Here is a 6758-nt window from a genome sequence, read left to right as displayed (position 1 = left end):
TGAACATCGATAACACTGCGCCGGTGATTGGAAACAGCCCTTTCTCAAACACTTGGAAATCAGGAACTTTTAGTTTTTATGCTCCTATTACAGAAGGGAATGAGTATACCAATGTAGTAAAAGTGGACGGCGTTCGACACAGCACTTTGAAAAGCAAGGATTCAGTTAATATTCGCACAAGCGATTATGCCGATGGGGCCAGGGTGATTCGTTACGAGGTCGCAGACGTGTCAGGTAAGACTGCTTACCTTAATACCACTGTGATGTTTGATAATCATGCACCGGTGATTGGTACTCCAACTCAGGACTCTAGTTGGGTTAAAGGTGTCATAACTCACACAGCCTCAGTAACCGATGCGAGTCCATATTCAGTGGCGGTATCCCTTGATGGCTCTCCTCTATGGTCTGGCTCTAACAAACATTCTTTTAGTATTGATTCCACTCGTTACAACGATGGAAAACATAGTTTGAAGTGGGTTGTTACTGATACTGTTGGGCTGGAAAGTTCAAAAATATCAGGGCTTTGGATTGATAATAATGCTCCAGTGATAGCAAATTGGAGTGGTGCTAACAGATGGTATAGAGGCACATTTGATTTTTCTAGCAATGTCGCTGATGTAAGTCCGGTCACTTCTAAAGTGACTATAGATACCGCTACCTATAGTGGTTATGGCAACTCGATTAGGAGATCTATCAATACGGACGGGTTATCTGATGGTAATCATACTCTGAAGGTAACAAGTACAGATACAACCTCTCATAAGAGTGAAAAAAGTTGGACATTTAAGGTCGATAACACGGCTCCAGTTTTGTCTTCTAACGCGGGGTGGCGTCAAAACGTCATTGACGTTTCGAGTGTTACTGTGGCGGGGACTGTTTCTGATTCAGGCTCTGGTGTATCAAGCGTTAGAGTTAACGGACAACTGGCTACTTTGTCAGGCTCTAGTTGGTCTAAGGATATTAGTGTATCCGAAGGTTCAAACAGCATCACTGTTGTGGCCTATGACAGCCTTGGAAACAGCAAGAGTGCGACCGAACAAGTGGAAGTGTTCAATACGCCAGCCCAAACAATGCGCTTTAAAGTGAGTGTCGAAGGCAAGAGTGGTAGCACTAATGGCGGATCATTGGTTGTGGCAAAAAATGCTGATGTACCCGCAATAAGTATGACCATTAATGCGTCCATCTTTGATTGTGCGGGGGGAAATACATGCTCTGTTACCTGGAGCGGGGACGGGGTAGCTCAAAGTGGAAACAGCGCACTTATCTCAAAGAGTTTGAGTAAAGGCGCCTCGAAATCTGGAACGGCTTTAGCCACTTTCAGTGACTCAGCCAACGGCCACCGCTTAACTTATCGTGTTAATTGGACATTGCATCGTTACGGGGATTGTGTTCCTGGTGAACAACGAGTGCAGTTAGCCGCCTGTAATCAGATTGATAAGTACAGCAAAATCAACGGCCCTACATATATGCAATATACCTGCGACCGTGAGGCTGGGGAAGTTACTCAGACTTGTAAAAGTGATGAAACATGGCCTGAAAAGTGGACGGTTTCCAAGCCGTTCCGCTGTGGTCAGGAGTTCTTTACTTGTAGACAGAATAAACCTGAATCGCAGGTGAAGGTGGGTGAAGAACTCGGGTTCGACACTACCACTGCTCCAATCTATTAAACAATAAATCAAGGCCATGTATTGCACTTGTGTTATACATGGCCTATTGTATGTCTATCAGTATGATAGAAAGGATAACGATGATGAAGATGAAGCAGATTGCTATAGCGATGGTTGCTCTTAGTGCTATCTCAATGGCGCAAGTTTCGGCTGGTGAATGTGTGTTACCGGCCGGAGCGCTGGCCCGTCAGGTGCCCGTTGCTACTTTTAAGCGCAGCACCTTTATGATGCAGCAAAGCCCTTTGGTCGCTATGTCTAACAGTTATGAGCCTGGGGTGGTGGATGACGCTAGCTGTTACCCATTCAATTGTTACCCAGGGGGAGGAACAGCAGATGATCCCTATGTGCTTAATGTTACGGCCGTAGTATCTCCTGAGGCCATGGCACAGTTTGGGGCAAAAGCATTGGAAGCAATGGCAATCCGGGGAATGGACAAGCTTAATCAGACATTTATGAATAGCCAGATTAGCCATATCAGAGCTGAGTTTGTACAACTACAGGTTGTTGATGATGACTTGTATGCTTTTGGTGAAAAGGCCAATTTGCAAGCAGATATTGTGGGTTACAGTAATTGTTTGGAGTGCCGGGAACGTCGCAATTTTGCGGGGGGGGATATTTTTTGGCTGTTCCACCCTTACCCTCAAGAAATGGGCACATTTGGTTTGTCAGGTATTGGCGCTGAAGGAGCGGTGATTAATCTCTCAGCTGTTACTGATGTTAATGGTGATCCAAGCAAAACCATTGTGCATGAGACGGGCCATCAACTTGGGGGAGGGCACCAAGTTGAGTCGTTGATCAGCGTTGGTTTGTATGAGTACAGTCATGCAATTAGTTGCCAACAGGATGATGGTAGCCGAAAGCACAGCATTGTATCTGCATCTGAGCACAGTAACGCTGTTTATCAGTTTTCGTCTCCGAGTATGTCTTGTGGTGCAGCCGGAGAAACAGAGAACGCCCGCACTGTATCTGAGTATGCCCCCTACAGTGCCAGTTACAACAGGATAGCTGATGTGAGCGGCAGCGTATCTTTATCAGCCCCGGAGCAAGTGGCCGAAGGGGGAGCGGTAGAGATTACCCTTAGTCGAAGTGGTGATATTAGTAATCGAGCCTCTGTTGGCCTGTGGATTGAAGGAGCAGCAGTAGATAATGGACTGTATAGCGGGGATGAATACCGTTTTGTAGAGTTTGACGCTGGACAAGATTCAGTGGAATTGACGTTGGCTACTCAGGCTGATGGTCGGTATCAAGAGGCTGCGATTAGCTTGGAACTTCGACTGGCGTACCCTGCCGGATTAGCCCTACATCAGGGGGAGAGTGATGTCACTGTGGCACTTACTAATGTAGATCAACCCTCTCTAGGTAAGGTGTCTTTGTCTTCCTCTGAGTACAGTGTGAGTGAAGGTGCAGCGCTGACTGTGCAACTGAACCGCACAGACGGGACAGACGGACAATTGAGTGTGCAGGTCACTACCGCTATGGGTACTGCATCTACTAAAGCGGTGGTGGCACTAAACCAAACAGTGGTTTTCGCTGATGGTGAAACTAGTAAAGTAATATCTCTGACCACTAATCACATAAGTGATCACTATGAAGATGGCACTGTAATTTTGCGATTGAGTGGGAAGGCCGTTGGTACTGAGCAAGCGACTGTGACCATTCATAATGTGGACACCAAACCGAAGCCAGTCGGCGGAAGCAGTGGTGGTGCCATGGGGTTGGATTGGCGCAACGCCTTGGCGTTATTTGTTTTGTTGGCTTTTCGAAGAACAAGAAAATAAAAATGATTTTCTGTTTTTTGAATCAACTAATCGGTGGGCTGGCCCAGTGCGGTGGGTAACATAGTGGGCAACTTTTGGGGGGGCTTGTCGCCCCCGAGTTGTCCACTGGGTTATCCACGGTATTAACTGGGCGAACCGAAGGCAGTCCACCAATTAGTTGATTAGTGATATTAACAATTAATAAAATTGTCGTTAAGTTGACTGCTGGTATATTTGTGTGGTGGTTTTAAAATTTTCATTCCACCTCTACATTTCCTTGATTTGTAAGATAAAAAAAGCCTTTTAGGCGTTGGCGTGGCTGGGTTTGTGTGATATTGTTTCCAATGTTCTTGGTCGTATTTCGGTATTGTCATTTCATGGTTAATAAATCTAACACCGCTTTTCAATCGGCAGCTTACAGGCTAAAAAAAGAGCTTGGTGTTTCTGGCATGAGGTTTACTGAGCGTGATCTTTCTTTCTTTTCTGACTTGGCTAAAATTGGTGTTATTAGCTCTGAGCAAATATCTAAATATCACTATCAGAAGAACAGCAAACCTTTAGCCAGGATAGAAAAATTGGTAGAGGTTGGCTTGTTGAAAAGGCACGTCACATACCATGAAAAGCACGGTAAAACAACTGCTTACGTCTTCAATGATCAACGTGTTGCTAGGGTTTTTGATGGATTTACGCCGAAAATTGGTAATCGAACTTTGCGGCATGAAATTCTGGTGAGCGAAGCTTATTTTTCTTCTGGTAGACCTAGTAACTTTAAAATCGCCAGTCGTTTTGATGAGAGACTTTATAGAAAATTTAATTGCCATTTTGAGCTTGGAGTGAGAAAGCCGGAATATGTGAGAGCCATGGAATCTGTTCTACCAGATGCTATTTTTACAAATAGCAATGGGGAAATGGTCGTGGTTGAGGCTGATGCGGGAAGTTACAATCGTGATGAGGTTAAAAGGAAAACAGCAGGGTGGTCTGAACATAAACAATTGTGGGTGCAGGATGAAGGAGCGAGAGCCAAGGTGAGTGAAGGGGTAAACGTAAAGGTGTTAAGAGTATGAGTGATGGATATTTGGATATTGTTATTCGCTTGCTTGATAAACATCGGGCGTTAACTCAAAGCCAATTGGTAGACCAAACGGGCATTCCGCTTTCTACGTTATCAAGATTCTTAAACGGGCTTAAGGGCAGTGAGTACGTTCGGATAATCAATTCTTTTAAGCCATTTATTTACAGTTTGGGCCCGGCAGGAGCTAGACGCCTTGGAGTGTCGCCACCTCGTTATGATTCTTCTGTTCGCGCGTTGCAGCATGTTTGCCATCGTAACCAAGCGTTGTTTTCCCTCCAGAAAACCACTGAGAGTGGAGTTAAACTAATCGCCAAAACGAAGCTATACCAGTTTGGCTTAAATCCAGCAACAACGGTTGAGTGTGGGGTTTTGATTGGTAAAGAGCTTCAGTTGCTAATTGTTGATGATGGTGGCATGACTCGATCTCGAATCAAGTCAGCGTGGGAGCGTGAGCATAAGCCCCATAAGTCCTTCGATGCAGTTCGATTAAGAAACTCTGGTCGAAAGGTGATATTGAGGTGGTGCGATGCATGTCCGAAGATGGTGATCTTTACTCGTGATGTTGAAGCTGTCAAAAAGTATTGTTCCCGATACAGTCTATCGGCTGATGTTCATTACCTTAGTACGTTGTGGGAGATGGGTGAATGAACTTGATCGCAAGCTTTATTAGTACAGTGGTTATTATTGATTCTGCTTTTATTGCGGGGACAGCTGTTCATCCTGTTGCTGGTGGAGTTGTTGCGGGTTTAGGTGTTGGGGCTGGGGTCATGGCATCGAAAAATCAAAACGCAAAATCTAAACCAAAGAAACTAAAAGGTTGGGAATTATGCGAAGGTGTTGAGTTGACCAATCCTGATTTACCAATTCCTGTTCAAAATGTTGTGTTGCAGGATAAGGCATTGCAACTGGGTGTGTTGGCTATTGGTTCCCCTGGAGGGGGGAAGTCGGAGTCGTACTCATTGGGGATTTTGGACTACTATACCAAGAAAGGCTCGGGATGGTCTTATTTTGAAGGTAAAGGCCAGGTGGATATTTTGCAGAAAGGAGAGGCGGCAGGAGTGAAGCCTGACTATCTGTTTTCATCTGTCCTAGAGCATTCACACACCATTAATCTTATGGATAGCATTGATGTAGGATCGATTACTGAACGTCTGGTGAAAACTCTTATTGATCATGACACAACATCTACTAACTTTTATGCTGATGAACAGACTCAAGTTCTTAACCGTGTTATTCCTGTAATTTGTGGCCTTGGCTACCAGGTGACACTAAGAGATTTGTTTGCATTTCTAACAGTGCAAGAAGCAGCAGTGGAAGTTATCCATCTTGCAAAAGAAAAGGATCTTCCTGTAGATATGATCAAGCTTGCTGAAAGCTGGGTTTATGATGAGCAGACGACAGGGAGAAGCAATATCAAAGGCATGGTTAATAAGTTGTTTCAATTTGTCACTGGCCCTGCCTCAGCGCGTATCAACGCCTATAACCCTAACATTCGACTTCACGAGATTGTAAACTCAGGAAAGCGAATTTACTTCCATTTGCCTTTGTCTGATATGTCTAGAAGAATTGCCATAATGGTAACTGAAGAATTAGCCATTATTGCTTCAAAGCGGCAATCTGATGGCCCTGATAAATATGAAGAATTCCCCCAGGTGTTTGATGACTGGGGTGGGATGGTTCACAGCGGTTTTACTACTTATACTGCTCGCTGTCGCTCTGCAAAAATGCCGCCATCTTTTACCTTTCAATCACCGGCTCAGCTGGAAGAATTGGGGCCAGAGTTTCGTAACCAAATGGAAGATAACATAGCGGTTAAATTGTTTTTCCGAGTAACTTCGGAGAGGACGGCGCGCTTGTGCTCTGATCTGATAGGGAACTATGAAACCTTTGAGCTTGGGCGAAACTACACTGAGGTTAGAGGTACCGGGGTAAATGTCCAGGCTCTAGAAAGGCCGCGAGTGAATAAAGATGTACTTTATGAGTTGGCTGCCGGAGAAGCAATTATAGCCACTTTGGAGATTGAGGGAAGAAATGCGGCAAGAAGAATTTATAGAGGGCGCTTTCCTTTACTAGACTCGACAGGTTGGGAGTCGATTTCACCAAAGCCTAAAGCTCAATCTCCTGCACGTGATCATAGGCCGCCGCTTTATTTGTATGATCGCTATATCAAAGATGAAGCGATTGCTTGTGAAATTCAGCAGGAGGTAAACGCTGAATCTCAGGAACAACGGCCACAGGAACAACGGCCACAGGAACAACGGC

General features: G+C 45.0%; 5 protein-coding genes. All 5 read left to right on the top strand.

Features of this window, described 5'->3' with window-relative positions; translation table 11 throughout:
- The coding region (locus tag H598_RS26790; RefSeq protein WP_169629278.1) for a hypothetical protein at positions 1-1667 on the top strand (1667 nt) is incomplete at its 5' end.
- Positions 1668-1717: 50 nt separating this feature from the next.
- Complete coding sequence (locus H598_RS0113345; protein WP_156897043.1) at positions 1718-3445, top strand: Calx-beta domain-containing protein; 1728 nt, start codon at positions 1718-1720, stop codon at positions 3443-3445.
- Between the two features lie 356 nt (positions 3446-3801).
- The gene (locus tag H598_RS0113340) at positions 3802-4488 is read left to right on the top strand and encodes a hypothetical protein (protein WP_156897042.1); all 687 of its coding nucleotides are present in this window, start codon (positions 3802-3804) and stop codon (positions 4486-4488) included.
- On the top strand, positions 4485-5144 hold the full coding sequence (locus tag H598_RS26570) for a helix-turn-helix domain-containing protein (RefSeq protein WP_028113453.1): 660 nt from the start codon (positions 4485-4487) through the stop codon (positions 5142-5144). Before H598_RS0113340 ends, H598_RS26570 begins: the two co-directional genes overlap by 4 nt.
- Positions 5141-6758: type IV secretory system conjugative DNA transfer family protein (locus H598_RS24335; protein WP_035415910.1), on the top strand; the 1618-nt coding region annotated here is incomplete at its 3' end. The genes H598_RS26570 and H598_RS24335, both read left to right, overlap by 4 nt.

Source organism: Ferrimonas kyonanensis DSM 18153 (genome assembly GCF_000425405.1).
GTDB lineage: Bacteria > Pseudomonadota > Gammaproteobacteria > Enterobacterales > Shewanellaceae > Ferrimonas > Ferrimonas kyonanensis.
Note: the sequence above shows the minus strand (reverse complement) of the source record. Positions and strands in the feature narration are given on the sequence as shown.

Bases quoted from the DNA above. Each gene is read 5' to 3' on its own strand.
- H598_RS26570 (WP_028113453.1), top strand. From the start codon at position 4,485: ATGAGTGATGGATATTTGGATATTGTTATTCGCTTGCTTGATAAACAT.
- H598_RS0113345 (WP_156897043.1), top strand. From the start codon at position 1,718: ATGTCTATCAGTATGATAGAAAGGATAACGATGATGAAGATGAAGCAG.
- H598_RS0113340 (WP_156897042.1), top strand. From the start codon at position 3,802: ATGGTTAATAAATCTAACACCGCTTTTCAATCGGCAGCTTACAGGCTA.